This window comes from Novosphingobium flavum, assembly GCF_014230315.1.
Classification (GTDB): Bacteria; Pseudomonadota; Alphaproteobacteria; order Sphingomonadales; family Sphingomonadaceae; genus Novosphingobium; species Novosphingobium flavum.
On sequence record NZ_JACLAW010000009.1, the window covers coordinates 1 to 14,213 of the forward strand.

9 protein-coding genes are annotated in these 14,213 nt (G+C 65.6%); 6 read left to right on the forward strand and 3 right to left on the reverse strand.

Annotated features, from left to right (window positions below; translation table 11 throughout):
- From H7F51_RS12315 to H7F51_RS12340, 6 genes are all read left to right on the forward strand, one after another.
- Nucleotides 1-4,197, forward strand: a 4,197-nt coding sequence (locus tag H7F51_RS12315) for a beta strand repeat-containing protein (RefSeq protein ID WP_185664611.1), incomplete at its 5' end; no start/stop codon positions are given.
- A 48-nt stretch (nucleotides 4,198-4,245) separates the two neighbouring features.
- Nucleotides 4,246-4,965, forward strand: a complete 720-nt coding sequence (locus H7F51_RS12320) for an OmpA family protein (protein WP_185664612.1) — start codon at nucleotides 4,246-4,248, stop codon at nucleotides 4,963-4,965.
- Nucleotides 4,966-4,983: 18 nt separating this feature from the next.
- Complete coding sequence (locus H7F51_RS12325) at nucleotides 4,984-6,381, forward strand: TolC family protein (RefSeq protein ID WP_185664613.1); 1,398 nt, start codon at nucleotides 4,984-4,986, stop codon at nucleotides 6,379-6,381.
- Nucleotides 6,382-6,421: 40 nt separating this feature from the next.
- Nucleotides 6,422-8,527, forward strand: coding sequence for a type I secretion system permease/ATPase (locus tag H7F51_RS12330; protein WP_185664614.1), 2,106 nt, complete (start codon nucleotides 6,422-6,424; stop codon nucleotides 8,525-8,527).
- Nucleotides 8,527-9,582, forward strand: a complete 1,056-nt coding sequence (locus H7F51_RS12335; RefSeq protein ID WP_185664615.1) for a cell wall hydrolase — start codon at nucleotides 8,527-8,529, stop codon at nucleotides 9,580-9,582. The genes H7F51_RS12330 and H7F51_RS12335 overlap by 1 nt, the downstream gene beginning before the upstream one ends.
- A complete protein-coding gene (locus tag H7F51_RS12340; protein ID WP_185664616.1) occupies nucleotides 9,579-10,868 on the forward strand; it encodes an HlyD family type I secretion periplasmic adaptor subunit in 1,290 nt (429 codons plus the stop codon). Before H7F51_RS12335 ends, H7F51_RS12340 begins: the two co-directional genes overlap by 4 nt.
- On the opposite strand, the gene H7F51_RS12345 is transcribed toward H7F51_RS12340, so the two are convergent.
- The 3 genes from H7F51_RS12345 to H7F51_RS12355 form a co-directional block, all read right to left on the reverse strand.
- Complete coding sequence (locus H7F51_RS12345; RefSeq protein WP_246448329.1) at nucleotides 10,855-11,925, reverse strand: transglutaminase-like cysteine peptidase; 1,071 nt, start codon at nucleotides 11,923-11,925, stop codon at nucleotides 10,855-10,857. The two genes, H7F51_RS12340 and H7F51_RS12345, sit on opposite strands and share 14 nt — an antisense overlap.
- 114 nt (nucleotides 11,926-12,039) lie before the next feature.
- Entirely contained in the window at nucleotides 12,040-12,468 is a 429-nt protein-coding gene (locus tag H7F51_RS12350) for a c-type cytochrome (RefSeq protein ID WP_185664617.1), read from the reverse strand.
- Nucleotides 12,465-14,051, reverse strand: a complete 1,587-nt coding sequence (locus H7F51_RS12355; protein ID WP_185664618.1) for a flavin monoamine oxidase family protein — start codon at nucleotides 14,049-14,051, stop codon at nucleotides 12,465-12,467. Before H7F51_RS12355 ends, H7F51_RS12350 begins: the two co-directional genes overlap by 4 nt.
- Nucleotides 14,052-14,213: the final 162 nt, after the last annotated feature.

Genomic DNA, 14,213 nt, shown 5'->3' on the forward strand with positions numbered 1-14,213 from the left:
GGTCCGACCGTGGCGGGCGCGGGCGTGGTCGGGGTGGCGACGGGCAGCGTGACGACGACGCCGGTCTCGGGCGGCCTCGGCGGCACCGGGATCGCGGGCCAGTACGGCACGCTGATCCTCAACGCCAACGGCACCTACAGCTACAAGGCGAACGCGAACGTCACCTCGGGCGCGGCGCTGGTCGACCACTTCGTCTACACGATCAAGGACGGTGACGGCGACACCTCGACCACGACGCTGGACATCACGGTCAACAACGTGACGGTGACGGCGAGCGACAACGAGGCGCTGGTCAACGAGGCCGGCTTGGCGACGGGGAGCAATTCCGCGGCGACGAGCGAGGTGTTCAACGGCGCGATCACCGCCTCGGGCGGTTCGGGCGGCTACACCTATGCGCTCAGCACCAGCGCGACGGGAGCCTACGGCACCCTCGTGCTCAACGCCGACGGGAGCTACACCTACACGCTGACCAAGGCCTTCGACACCAGCCCGGACAGCCTGACGACCGCGACCCAGACCGAGGCGGGCAAGGACAGCTTCGGCTACACGGTGACCGACAGCAACGGCAACACCACCACCGGCACGATCCTGGTCGACATCATCGACGACGTGCCGACGGCCTATCCCAACACCAACGCGGTGTCGGAAGGGGCGACGGTGGCCGGCAACGTGCTGACCAACGGCACGCCGGACGTGTTCGGCGCCGATGGTCCGACCGTGGCGGGCGCGGGCGTGGTCGGGGTGGCGACGGGCAGCGTGACGACGACGCCGGTCTCGGGCGGTCTCGGCGGCACCGGGATCGCGGGCCAGTACGGCACGCTGATCCTCAACGCCAACGGCACCTACAGCTACAAGGCGAACGCGAACGTCACCTCGGGCGCGGCGCTGGTCGACCACTTCGTCTACACGATCAAGGACGGTGACGGCGACACCTCGACCACGACGCTGGACATCACGGTCAACAACGTGACGGTGACGGCGAGCGACAGCGATGCGCTGGTCAACGAGGCGGGCCTGGCGACGGGGAGCAATTCCGCGGCGACGAGTGAGGTGTTCAACGGCGCGATCACCGCCTCGGGCGGCTCGGGCGGCTACACCTATGCGCTGAGCACCAGCGCGACCGGGGCCTACGGCAACCTCGTGCTCAACGCTGACGGGAGCTACACCTATACGCTGACCAAGGCCTATACCGGGGCCAGCGCCGACAACGGCGTCACCACGGAGCAGGACAAGGACAGCTTCGGCTACACGGTGACCGACAGCAACGGCAACACCACCACCGGCACGATCCTGGTCGACATCATCGACGACATTCCGAGGGACTTTTATCCGGACTCGGTTTCCGCGTTCAACGGCAATACGGCGCCGATCACGGGGGCGTTGAATTTCCTGGGTTCGATCGGTGCAGATGGTCCGGGTACAGCGGTCTTCGACATCGTCGAAGGCCAGGTTGCCACTGACGAGGTGGGCCGCACCCTGACACTCAACGGGCAGACCCTTTATCTTCACGGCGACGGGACCTCGACCCTAACCGCGACAACCTCTGCCACGACCGGCGGAACAGTTGGCTACACGGTCTCCCTCAACCCGGCAGGCAATACCTATACGCTGGATGTCAACGGGACGATATCGAACGGGACGGCGACCAATTTTACTGACCTTTCGAGCACGAAGGCCGGCAACGTCTCCTATGCGGTGATCGGGGGCGACAGTCTGACCAACAATGCGTCCAACGTCGACATCATCCTGACGGCTAAGAGCGCGGGCGGCGCCACTGGAACGATCAATACCGACAGCGACTCGATCGGCGTCGACCAGCAGTCGGTCACTCCGGGCGCAGCAGTCCGCATCGACTTCGTCACCAACCTGACGACCGATAACGCCGCGCCGATCTCGACGAGCGGCTTCAACTGGACCGATCATTACGAGACGACCCGGTTCGAGCAGACTATCGCCCAGATCGGTGGCAATCCGAACAATACCGCGTCGATCATCGTCGGGGCGATCTACAACTCGACGACGGGAGATAGCGACCAGTCCTTCGCAAATACGTTCACCGGGGTCATCTCCGCACCTGATGAGGACTTGGTGCAGATCTCCAAGGTAACGCTCTACGACACCAGCGCCAGCGCGAGCTACAGCTTCAACAATCCGGGCAATACGAATACGCTGACTGCTGCCGGCTTCACGGTCACGTTCAACGCGAATGGGACCGTCACGATCACGGGGCTGGACTCCGATAGTTCCGAGGCTCTGCGCGATCGCTACGCCATCGAGACCAATTCGGACTTCAACGCGGTGCTGGTAGAGTCGCCGACCACGAACAACAATTTCGACCTCGGGATCTTCACTCTGGGGTCTGCGACGGCCGGGGCCGCTATCGACCTGAACTATGACGTGGTCAGCACAGACGCTGACGGCGACACGGCATCGGCTACGGTCCAGGCGACGATCGTTCCTGTCTCCGCCGACAATCAGGTGGGCACCACTTCGGGCGAAACGCTTAACGGGAGCGCCAGCGACAACACCATCGCCGGCAATGCCGGGAACGATACGATCAACGGCAACGATGGCAATGACACGCTTTACGGCGATGGCGGAAACGACATCCTGAATGGCGGGGCTGGCAGCGATACGTTGATCGGCGGCACTGGCGCGGATACCCTCACGGGAGGCACCGGCGTCGACAAGTTCATCATCGACGCCTCGGCCGTGACCGCGGGCAATGCTGATACGATCACGGACTATGCTGCGGGTGAGGTCGTGGACCTGACGCAGATCCTCCAGGTCGCTGGTGGAACCTCGGTATCGGGCAATTTCCTGCGCTTCACGAGCGCAGGCGACGTCCAGGTCGATCTCTCTGGCAGCAGCAATGGGGCGCAGTGGGTGACGGTTGCCCATGTCAACACGTCGCCGGCCTCGCTGACCGCGAGCTACGTCGCTGGCGGAGTGGTCACGACCGTGGTGTTGAGCCCGGTGGCGGGGCCCGTAGTGATCGATCTTGATCACGACGGGGTCGAACTGCTCGGGCTGGCCGCAGGGGTCTCGACCAATCTTGAGGGGCAGGTGGTCAACACCGCCTGGGTCGGGTCTGGCGACGGGATACTGGCGATCGATCTCAATGGTGACGGCAAGGTCAGTTCGTCGACCGAGTTCGTGTTCGGTGGAAATGGTCTTACGGACCTGCAGGGCGCGGCGGCCCAATATGACAGCAACCATGACGGTGTGCTCAATGCCCAGGACGTGGCCTTTGCCAAGTTCGGGGTCTGGCAGGACGCCAATGGCAATGGTGTCGCCGATCCGGGCGAGTTCCGCACGCTGACCGAGCTGGGCATCGCATCGATCAAGCTGACCTCCGATGGGCAGGCCTATGCGGCGGCTGATGGCGACGTCCATGTCGCCGGGACCACAACCGTGACCTATGTTGATGGCTCGACCACGACAGCGGCCGATGCTGACTTCACGATCGCCCGGATCAGCCAGCAGGTGGAAAATGCGGTGACCGCGGCCGCGGCAAGCGCAGTGCTGACCGCAGCGGTCGCCGCGGCTGTCGTGACCGACATCAGCGAGAACATTGTGGCTCCGGCGTCGTCAACCACGATCACGACCGAGGTCGCGCCCGAGCCCGCCCCGGTAGATAGGGCCTCCACGACCAGCGAACCGGCTCCGAGCACGCTGCTCGCCTCGACCGAAGGCGAAAAGCCCCCGGTAGAGGAACATGCAGTACAGCATACGGCTGACGCGCAGGGCCATCTGGCCGGCTTCACCGAGGCCGCTTCGAGCCACGCGCCGGAAGCGGTGGCCGATGCGCCGGGTAGCGAGGGGCCAGTGCACTTCGCTGCGGCGATCGTCGGCGATGTCGGCGGAGCGAGCCAGGCGATGGAGGCTCTGCTGGTTGCCGCAGGTCACGGCGGACAGGCTCCGGCACCGGCCGTGGCCGCCGCGGCTCAGCCGGTGGTGAGCGAGGTGCTTGCCGAAGGTCATGCCGCCAGCTTTGTCGACAACCTGCTCAACCATGTTGTCGGCCCGGAGGCTGCTACGGCGGGTGAGGGCCACGTCCCCAGCGCGCCGCAGTCGATCGATCTGGCGGCGCTGCTGGCGGCACACGTCACCGGCGAGGCGACGGCCGCACCGGCGCCGATGCCGGTGATGCCGGTTGATCATGCGAGTGAAATGATGGCGATGGCTCACGCCTGACCAGCGTGGGCCGAGGATCGCCAGGGGTATAAAGAAGGGGAAAGTGTCATGCTGAGCAAAAAGACCGTAACGGCGGCAGGGAGCGTGGCGCTTTCCCTGGCGCTGGCGGGGGCCGCCCACGCACAGGGTTCGGGGGCGGACCTGATGGCGCTTGACGGGTCGGCACTGCGCGGCGAATTGCAGTCTCGCTATGACGAGGCCCTGGCGATGACGCGCGACGCGGCCGTGGTCTCGGCCGACGACAACCGTTTTCTCTGGGCCTCGCAAGCCAAGGCCCAGTGCGGCATTGCCATCGGTTTCATGAAGAGCAGCACCAAGGATCCGGTCTCGATCGGCAAGTGCGTCGATGCGGCCATGCGGATGAAGATGGCGCCGGTACCGATCGTTGCGCCGCCGCCGCCGCCACCGCCTGCGGCCCTCCCGGAAGCCTGCTCGCAGCCCATCGCCGGCATCGTCTTCTTCGAATGGGATAGCTCGGTCGTGCCGGATTCCGCCGGCCAGACGCTCGATTCCGTCGTCAACTACGCCAAGGTCTGTTCTTGGCAGCACCTCAATGTCACCGGGCACACCGACCGGTCGGGCAGCGATGCCTACAACAATGCGCTCTCGGTGCGGCGTGCTCAGGCCGTCGCCACGCAGCTCGAAGCCAAGGGCATGCCGGCCGGCGTGCTCCAGGTCGTCGGCAGGGGCGAAACCGAACCGAAGGTGCCGACGCCGGACGGGGAACGCAACCCGACCAACCGCCGCGTCGAACTGACGGTTCAATAAATCGGGGTGGAGGCAATCATGAAGACCATTAATCACATCTCGGCCGGCCTTGCCGTACTTTTGGCAGGCACTGCGCAAGGCGCTCTGGCCCAGTCGACCCCGACCAGCCTGGTTGAAGCGATCACCGTGGCGGTGAACTCCAACCCGCAGGTCGCTCAGGCCCAGTACAACACCGAGGCGATCCAGATGGAGCGCAAGCAGGCCCAGGGTCTCTACGCGCCGCGGGTCGACGTGGAAGGCACGGCGGGCATCCGCAAGCTCGACAATACCACGCGCCGTACGCTCGGGATTGCCGATGACGTGCTCTATCCGCTCGAGGCATCGGTCAAGGCTGATTGGACCGTGCTCGACTTCGGGCGCCGCCGCGGCGAATTGCTGCGCCAGGCGTCACGAGTCGATGGTGCATCGCTGCGCGTGATCGAGCGCTCGGAATATATCGCGCTGCAGGTGACCAGGCAGTATCTTGATCTCTTGTTGCAGCAGCGGGTCGTGGCCGCGACGGCGGACAACGTCTCGTTCCACCGCACCTTGGCTGGGGACCTTGCCACGGGCGTGCAACAGGGGTCGATCTCGGTAGCCGACCAGCAGCAGGCCGAAGAGCGGCTGCAAGCTGCGCTGGTCCGGCAGACCGAGGCTGAACAGGATCTCGCCGAGGCCCGGATCAAGCTCAAGACCCTGACGGGGCTCGACATCAACGACGTACAGATGCCGCCCGAGGTGGCGAGCAACGTGCCGGTTTCGATCGAAGAGGCGGTCGGCCTGGCGCGGACCCAGAACCCCCTGGTGCGTGAAGCGGCGGCGGATGTGGATGCGGCCAACGCCTTGGCGTCGAGCGTCAGGGGCGATGGCTATCCGAAGGTGGGCGTCGAGCTCACGGGGCGGATCGGCGATGACGTCGATGGGTTCCGGGGCCGCACGACCGACCTTCAGGCACGCGGCTATCTGCGCTGGAACATCTTCGATGGCGGGATCAATCGCGCCAATTACCAGGAAATGGTCCGCCGTTCGAGCGAAGCGCGCTACAAGCTCTATGACATCACCCGTCAGGCCGAGGAAGAAGTCCGCACCGCCTGGACGACGCTGAGGACCCAGGGCACGCTGGTCACGACCATAACGACCCAGAACAAGGTGAGTGACGACCTGCTGCTGTCCTACCGCAGCCAGTTCAATGTCGGTCGCCGGTCGCTGCTGGACGTGCTGGACGCGCAGAATACGCGCTACAATGCCCAGGTCCGGCTTGAGACCGCGCGGTTCTCGGAAATCTTTGCGCGGTTCCAGTTGCTCGCGTCGACCAATCGCCTGCTCACTGCCCTGTCGGTGGCGCCGGGCGCCGGGGCGGGAATGAATGAGCGCGAACGGTTCCATTATGGGCCACCGGTTCCGGCCGAGCTTCAGTACCGGACCTATCCGAAGTAAGCTGCATCTTTCCCAGGTTGAGTGAAGGCGGGCGCGCCGAATGATTGCTAATGACACCCTGCGGGCCTGCATAGGCCAGCTTGCCGATCGGTTCGGCGTGCCGTGCGGCCCCGGCCAGTTCGACTCGCTGGCGCTCGACCCCGGGGGGCGCCTGCCGCTTCACCAGGCCGAAGCGGCGCTCGAATTGGTCGGGCTCAACGTCGACGTGCACCGGCCGCGCAAGCTGCCCCGGCGCCCCGATGGCTATCCCGCGATCATTTCTCTGGGTGAGGGGGGCTGCGCCGTTGTGCACGAAGTGCGCGACGGCGACGCGCTGGTCTGGCGCCCAGCGACGGCCGAAGCAGCCTGGGAACGGATCAAGGATGTCGAACCAGCCTATGACGGTTGGTTTGCTTCCGTCTTCGGCGATCCCACCACGCTGCGCGAGGGAGCTCAGCCGTGGCAAGCGGCGGCGCGCAGCCACTGGTTCTGGAGCGAGGCATGGAAGCTGCGCCATCGCTTCAACAGCGTGTTGGTGGCCAGTGTCATCATCAACCTTCTGGCGCTGGCCTTGCCGCTGTTCTCGATGAACGTCTACGACCGGGTCATTCCGAACCGCGCCCAGGCAACGCTGTGGGTTCTGGCGGTCGGCGTGTTCCTCGCCTTCGCGCTCGACTATGCGCTGCGCCGCGCACGGACCGGGGTGATCGACGAGCTGTCGCGTGAGCTTGACCTGAAACTTTCGCAGAAGATCTTCGCCCGCATCCTTGCCGCCCCCTTGTCCGAGCGCAAGGGGCACACCGGCAATCTCGTCGCACGGGTCAGCGAATACCAAATCGTGCGGGACTTCTTCACCTCGACGACGATCGTTCTCGTGGTGGACATGGTCTTCCTCGTCCTGTTCGTGGTGCTGATCGCCTATCTCGCTGGTTGGCTGGCGCTGGTGCCGTTCATCGCCATGGCCGCCATGGCCCTGCTGGGGTTGCGCCTGCAACGCCGGGTCGAACGGTCGGTGCGCGAGGCCGAAGCCGATCACGGCCTGCAGCAGACTGTGCTGGTCGAGGCGATCACCGGACTCGAGACGCTCAAGAGCGTGGCGGGCGAGGGGGTCATGCTTGGCCGTTGGCGGCGCCTGGCCGAGATGGGTTCGCGCTCTCAGGCCCGGCTGCGCGATGTGTCGACCACGGCGATCGGCTCCGCGGCAACCTGCCAGCAGGCCTGCAGCGTGATGCTGGTGCTGGGCGGCTATTACGAGTTTGACGCAGGGCGCATCACGATGGGCGCTATCATCGCCATCGTCATGCTGGCCTCGCGTTCGCTCGCGCCGGCGGCGCAGCTGGCTTTCCTGCTCACCCGCGGACAGCAGGCGCGGCAAACGCTCGATTCCCTGCAAAAGCTGTGGGAGGGCGAAGACGAGCGCCGCAAGGGTTCCGCCACGCTGACGCCTTCGATCCGGTCGGGCGAAATCAGGCTGGAAGGCGCATCTTTCGCCTATCCGGGCGCGGCTCAGCCGGCGCTCGACAAGATCGATCTCGTCATCCGCCCGGGTGAGCGGGTGGCGATCATCGGCCGGGTGGCTTCGGGCAAATCCACGCTGGGACGCGTCCTGTGCGGTCTGGCCGAACCGAGCGAAGGCGCCATGCTGATCGACGGGCTCGACAGCCGGCAGTATCGCCCGGCGGACATTCGGCGCGCTTTCCGGTTCGTCGGTCAGGACGCTGCGCTGTTCAGCGGGACTATCAAAGACAACCTTGCGCTGGGAAGCGGTGACGCCGACGAAGCGGCGATGCTGGCCGCGCTTGAAGCAGCCGGGGCCGAGCATTTTCTCGCCCGCGATGAAGGCGGGTTCGACCGGGCGGTGGGCGAGGGCGGCGGGCGTCTTTCCGGCGGGCAGCGCTCGTTCCTGACGATCGCCCGTGCGCTGGTTCGTCCCTCGCGCGTGCTGTTCCTGGACGAGCCGTCCGGTGCTATGGACAGCCATAGCGAGAAACTTCTGGTCGAGCGACTGTCCCGCTTCCTGACACCGGAACAGACGCTGGTTATTTCGACCCATCGCCCGGCCCTTTTGTCGGTCTGCGACCGTATTGTGGTGCTGGACAAGGGCCGGATCGTGGTCGACGGACCGTCGAAGGACGTGCTTTCGCGCGCCGGAACGGAGATGGGATGATGTCCGCTTCGAGCCCTCCCGTGCTCGATCTTGCCAAACTGGATGGCAAGGCAGCGCCTCTGCGCCGTCGGCATCGGCAGGACCTCTATCTCGTCAGCGCTGCCGTGATCCTGATCGGCGCCGCGATCGGGGGTTGGAATGCCTTCACCACCCGCAAGTCGCCGGCCGCGCCGCAGGCGGTGCGCGTCGATATTGCCCAGTTGCACCGCGTGGCCACGCTCAATGTCGATGATCGTAGCCAGATCGTGGCCGAGGGCAGCAGCGCGCAGGATGGCAATGCCCGGATACCCTTCGCCGCCGGGGCGGCGGTGCCGATGGTTTCGTTCCGCCTCTCCGCACCGGGCAATACGGCCCTGCGTTGCCTGACCCAGGCGATCTACTACGAAGCGGCGACCGAGCCGCTGGCTGGGCGGCGCGCCGTGGCGCAGGTCGTGCTCAATCGGGTGCGCCATCCGGCCTATCCCAAGAGCGTTTGCGGCGTAGTCTATCAGGGTGCGGAACTGAGCACGGGTTGCCAATTCAGCTTTACTTGCGATGGTTCGTTGCTGCGCCAACCAATGGTCCGGCCCTGGAATGAGGCCGAGGAAATAGCGCGGGCGGCGCTGGCCGGGCATGTCGAGCCCGAAGTGGGCACGGCGACGCACTACCATGCCGACTATGTCCTGCCGCGCTGGGCCTATGAGATGGACAAGATCGCCCAGCTCGGCCGCCACCTGTTCTATCGGTTCGAGGGCAATTGGGGCCGTCCCGGGTTCTTTTCGGGCCAGTACAACGGACGCGAAGCGATCCCCGCGCTCGATTTCTCGCGCCTGCGCGCCCGGCTGCTGGCGGCAGGGGCCGAGGAGCCTGTGGCGGAGGAGACTGTGCCGGGCCTGACCGTGGCCCCGCACGTGACCGACCGCCATGCCGAGAATGACGTGGGCGGCCGGATTGACACGACCCGCGCCTGGCGCCTGACCATTCCGGATCCCACCGAGGCCAGCAGCCGCTATCGTGCCGCGATCGGCTCCGAGGCGGCCGGAACGGCTGAAAACAAGACTGAGGTTGCCCCATGAATGCCGTTGCCGCGCTGCGGGACTCTTTTGCGCGCCGCGATGAGATGAGCCCTGACCAGCGCCTGATCGCAGTTTCGGCGATCGGCGTGAGCCTGCTCCTGTTGTGGGCGGCGATAGCTCCGGTGGACGAGATCACCCGGGGCATGGGCAAGGTCATCCCGTCGAGCAAGGTCCAGGTGGTGCAGGCCGCCGATGCCTCGGTGGTCCGCGAGATCCTTGTCCGGCAGGGACAACTGGTGAAGCAGGGCCAACTGCTGGTCCGGCTCGATGACAGCCAGTCCGCTTCGCAACTCGGGCAGTTGCAGGCCGAGAGCGAACGGCTCGAAGCCAAGGCTGCGCGGCTACAGCAGGAGGGCACCGGAGGTAGTAGCGGAAATTGTACGCTAGGCACTCCTTGCGTCGAAGAACAGGCCTTGGCCCAGATTCGCCGCGAAACGGCAGCGAGCCGGCAATCGGCACTGTCAGCAGCGGTCGAGCAGAGGCGCCGGGATCTGCAGGAGGGAGCGGCAACGGTGTCATCGCTGACCAGCAGCGTCAAATTGCAGCAGGATCAGGTCAACATGCTCAGCCCGCTCGCGGCCAAGGGGATCGTGCCCAAGACCGACCTCCTCAATGCCCAGCGTGAACTCGTGGACCTGCAGGGCAAGCTTTCGGCCGCGCGCGAAGGCATGGGCCGGGCCAATGCGGCAATCGCCGAGGCTCAGGCCCAGCTTTCCTCCGCCCGGCTCGACTTCCGGCAACAGGCGCTGAACGAGCGTAGCGAAGTGGCGACCAAGCTGGCGGTCAACGAAGAGACGATCAAGGGCGCTTCGGCCCGGCTCGAGCGAAACGAATTGCGCGCGCCGGTGACCGGCCTCGTCAATGACGTCAAGGTCACCACGGTCGGCGGCTTCGTGACGCCCGGTGAAGCGGTGATGCAGGTCGTGCCGGTGGGTGACAAGCTGCTGGTCGAGGCGCGGGTTTCCCCCAAGGACATTGCCTTCCTCAAGATCGGCGATCGTGCCAACGTGAAGGTCACGGCCTACGATTTCTCGATCTACGGCGGCCTGCCCGGCAAGGTGCGCAACATCAGCGCGGATTCGATCTACGACGAGGCCGAAAAGCAGGCCTATTACACGGTCGTGGTCGAGACGGACCGATCCTACCTCGTGAAGAACGGACGACAGCTTCCGATCATGCCCGGCATGATCTGCGATGTGGAAATCATTACAGGCAGCAAGAGCGTGTTGGCCTACCTGCTGAAGCCCGTGCTGCGCGCCTTCGACGAGGCGCTTACCGAGCGTTGAACGCGAGCTTCTGGCTGCGCTGACCGCCGAGGCCGAAGCGGGCGAAACCGAGCATCGCGCCGTCAATCTGCGGCGCAGCAATGGCCGGGGCATCGATCAAGGCTGGGCTGAGCGCGATCTGCAACGGCGCGTCGGTTATGGGCATCGGCGCCGGCACGGGAGTAACGGCCTTGCGCGTCTCGTATCCGTGGAGCCACTTGCCGTGCTCTCCGAATGAGAAAACCGGACGATAGTCCGCCGATGCGCCGGCGTCGACCAGAGTGTCAGTGGCATTGTCCAGCATCCAGAAGCGCTCGCCATCGCGCACGATAAGCAGGGCGTGGTCGGCGTGCCGGAGGAGGTCGCGGGCGATGGTCAGGAACATCGCGTCGCGCGGCACACCGCTCGCCGCGAGGAGCTGGAGCTTGACGATCGCGATATCCTCGCAGTCACCCGCGCCGCGGCGCAAGGTTTCGCCGGCATCTGCCCAGTAATCGGCCCGGCCGAACTGGGCTGCGTCCTCGACATAGCGGACGTGAGCATTGGTCCAGCCGTTGACGGCGCGCAGGCGGCTTTCGAGGTCACCGCCCGTCGCGAAACCCAGGCGGCGAATGGCCGAGGCCCCGAGCGCGGCGTGGCTGACCCGCTCCCACTGCGTGTCGAACGCGGTGTGTGCCACGGCAAGGCGGCGGCTGGCGAGAAATTCGCCGGGGATGGGCGCGGTGAGTGCGAAAATCGTAGCGATGGGCGGCGCAGGCTGGGCAAACGCCGGAGCGGGCAGAGCGCAATTGACCGGCTGCGTCGCGGTCAGTGCGGCCGTAGCCGGCGCTACGGCTTGCTCCTGCCGGATGCGGTCGAGCGCAGAGGGCATTCCGCCAAGGATCGCGGAGGCCTTGCTCGATGCGGCGGGAATGACGGCGACCGGCACCGCCTGGCAACGGGCGGGATCGGATACCTGCACGCTTGCCATGACCGCAACGGGCAAGACTGCGAAGAGCGGAGCCGCCATGACCGGGCCCGCCGCCGTTAGGGCGGAACAGGCCAGAATCGGGCCAAGCAGGCGGGGCAGGCGGCTCATACCGCGAATCTGCCGGCATAAGCTGAGAGCCCGGTTTCAGGGCGTGGTTACGTGGAGTGGTTAATTTCGATGTAGGAGATTGTCCCGATCGGCCGTTTATGGCGGATTTCCGGGTCAATCGCCGCCCATGGCCGCGGTAACCCGTTTTACGTCGGCAGGGGTGACCGCATCGGTGTAGGAATTTCCGAAGTGAGTGCGGACATAGCCGATCACCCCGGCGGTCTGCTCGGCCGACAGCATTTCGGCGAAGGCTGGCATGCCGCCTTTGCCGTGCGTAACCCGATCCAGCACGAACTGACGATCCGCCAGATGGGCGTTGGCGGCTAGGGCGGGGACCACGCCCGCGCCCTGTCCGCCTTCGGCATTGGCCATGTGGCAGGCCTGACAGATCTCGCGGTAGGTCTGCTCGCCCGTGGTCGAGACCGCCGCCGCCTGTCCTGCTGACGCAGTATCGCCCGTCGCTTGAGCGAGGGCGACGCTCCCTGCACCCAGTAGCAACGCCATGACGGCCAGTATCGAAGTGGCAACACCAGCTCCGGTCATGCCGCGAGGGCCCGTTGATGGAGCCGGGAAATCGCATCGATCGACGACAGCAGCGCCGCCTCCATCCAGGCGCCGATGTAGGAGCAATGCTCGCCCGCCAGCACGATCCGGCCATCGACCGAGACCATGTTCTGGTAATGCGGGCCGCGCAGGTCCTCGGTCCACGACGAGGCGCAGGCCTGGATCCACGGCAGGCGGCTCCATGCCACGGCCATGCCGTTGGAATATTCCGAGCGGTACTGCTTGTGGAACACCGAGCCTTGCTGGAGCGCGGTCTCGATCCGTTGAGCCGGCGTCATGCCGGCGAACTGGTACGCCGCAGGGCCGCTGGTATAGGCGCCGAGCAGGACGGCCGGGCCGGGCTTGAAGAAACCCCCGCTGGGGTAGGAGAGCTGGCCGATCGTCTGGTTCGTGAAGCTGTGCCCGCCGTAGATCTGCTCGTCCTGTTCCCAGAACCGGCGCTTCATTTCCAGGCCGATCTTGCACGACGAATGATAGGGCACGCTGCTGATCGCGGTCTTCTTGGCTTCCGAGACCTGGATCGGGATCTGGCTGAGGATGGTCAGAGGGATTGTGCAGACGCAGAAGTCCGCCTTTGCGACCGACTTTGCGCCGGTGACGGTGTCCTCCCAGTCCACACTCACGCCCTTGCCGTCCTGCGCGATATTCGTGACCTTGGCATTGAGGCGGATCTTGCCTGCAAGCTTACGCGCAAAGGCCTTGCCGATCATGTCCATCCCGCCGACGGGCTGGAACATGGTCTGCTGCATCACATTGCCGAAGTAGAAGGCCATGGTCGACCAGACGCGGGGATCGAGCACGTCGGAAAGGCCGGCAATGGCTGAGGGTACGGGTGCCCCGTTGACGCCGCCGCCCGGCGGGCGATCATAGCCGCGCTGGGCCGAGGTCCTCAGGCTCGAGCTGTAGGCCATGTCCTTGTCGAGCGCGCCCCAGCCGCGCATCGCTTCGAGCAGGCGCTCCTTGTCTTCCTTCGAGACCGTATCGTCGAGTGCGCCCTTGTTGACCGCCTTGCCGAGGAGTTCGGCGACATGCCCCTTGAAGTCGACCCCCGCCTCGGCATAGCGCTGTGGTTTGCCGCCATAGGCCTTGTCCGAGTGGACATAGCCGGCGTGGTTGAGCTGGATGAACGGTTCGAGCTGGACGCCCAGTTCCTGACAGTAATGCAGCAAGGCCTGATGATGGTAGGGAATCCGCCAGGGGCCCGGGTTCAGGTAGTTGCCGGGTGCATAACTGCACTGCTGCACGGCGCCGCCGACTTCCTTGACGACGTCGCCGCCACGGATCGAATAATTGCGCCCGCCCGGTCGGTTCTGGAATTCGAGCAGGCTGACTTTGTAGCCGGCCTTCTCCATTTCGTAGGCGGCGACCATGCCGGCCAGGCCCGAGCCGAGGATCAGCACGCTTGCGCCCGTACGCGCGCCGGAGAGCTTGGGAGGCCCGCTGAACTGGGTCGGCTGAGCGTGACCCAGGGCGGTCATGGCCTGATACATGGCGGCGGCGCCGCCGACCTTGCCGATCGCGGCAAGCAGTTCGCGGCGGCTCGGCATCTCGAATTCGTGCATTGCGATCCCCCTGGTCAAGTCGATCCGGGATCACGTTGCGGCGCGTGGGCCGAGGGCGGCGATCCCCGCTACTGGCTCGCCCGCACGGCACGTCTTGCCAATGGCGCGGATTACGTACGGCTCCTTGTGGGAGCCGGTCGATTGATATCGGTCCCAGAAGCG